Source organism: Mesorhizobium sp. WSM4848, assembly GCF_055811375.1.
Genome location: NZ_JBVVPX010000096.1, coordinates 1 through 1,251 on the forward strand (window position 1 = coordinate 1; position 1,251 = coordinate 1,251).

Below are 1,251 nucleotides of genomic sequence, written 5' to 3' on the forward strand. Positions count from 1 at the left end.
CGGGAGCCAAAAATGGTCGCCACAAAATTGAATTTCAGCTTGGAAGAATATCGAGCGCGGCTTGGCAAAACGCGCTCTGAGATGCAGAGGCGCGGCATTGATATCCTCATCCTTAGCGAACCTGCGAACATGGCTTGGCTGACCGGCTATGATGGTTGGTCTTTCTACAACCACCAAGCGGTCATCGTTCCCCCAGAGGGTGACCCCATAGTGTGGGTTCGTTCTTCGGATGAATTCGGCGCTAAGCGCACAGTCTATTTTTCGGACGATAATGTCGTCAGCTATGCGGACAAATACGTCCAGACGCCTGTTTGTCATCCGATGGAAGATCTTTGTAAAGTGCTTGCCGACCGCAAGCTCGACAGGGGCGTCATCGGCATCGAGAAGGATAACTACTATTTGTCTGCTACCGCATTTGAGACTTTGGTTTCGCGGTTGCCCAACGCCAAATTCGTTGACGCAACGGTGCTCGTTAATTGGCTGCGAGCGATCAAGAGTCCCCAGGAACTCGAGTACATGCGCAAGGCGGGACAGATCGTGACCCTGATGCATGAGCGGATAATGGAAAAGATTGAACCCGGTATGCGCAAGTGTGACCTCGTTGCAGACATTTACGATGCTGCGATTCGCGGGACGCACGATTTTGGAGGTGATTACCCGTCCATCGTACCTATGCTACCATCAGGCTCCGATTTATCCGCGTGCCATTTCACGTGGGACGATCAACCTCTTCGCAACAACGAAGGAATCTATTTCGAAATTGCTGGCGTCTACAAGCGCTATCATGTCCCGCTCTGTCGGACATACTGCCTTGGCAAAGTGCCACAACACTTCTTGGATGCAGAGAAGGTCACTCTAGAGGGAATGGAAGCAGGCCTCGAGGCCGCCAAGCCAGGCGCAACTTGCGAGGACTGGGCCGTGGCATTCTTCAATGTCCTTGAGAAATATGGGGTGGAGAAGATTACTCGAGCCGGTTATCCAGTCGGGCTATCTTACCCTCCAGATTGGGGTGAACACACGATGAGCTTGCGGCGAGGGGACAGGACCGTGCTCCAGCCCGGCATGATCTTCCACTTCATGACTGGTTTCTGGTACGACGACTTTGGATTCGAAATCACCGAAACCGTCCTCATCACTCCTAATGGGAATGAGTGCCTGTCGAAGGTACCCAGGAAGCTTTTCGTCAAAGACTAGCGGCTGGACCTTACCTTCTAGCACTGAACGAGCCACCGCTCCGGGCGGAGGGTGTTC

The 1,251-nt window shown here is 53.2% G+C and carries 1 protein-coding gene; it reads left to right on the forward strand.

Annotated elements, in window-relative coordinates:
- Positions 1–12 precede the first annotated feature (12 nt).
- Positions 13–1,194 (forward strand): ectoine hydrolase DoeA, encoded by a 1,182-nt coding sequence (doeA, locus tag AC0L16_RS33415; RefSeq protein ID WP_473625785.1) that lies wholly within the window; start codon positions 13–15, stop codon positions 1,192–1,194.
- The last annotated feature ends 57 nt before the right edge of the window (positions 1,195–1,251 follow it).

Excerpts from the sequence above, each read along its gene's own strand:
- doeA (WP_473625785.1), top strand. The coding sequence starts at position 13 with ATGGTCGCCACAAAATTGAATTTCAGCTTGGAAGAATATCGAGCGCGG.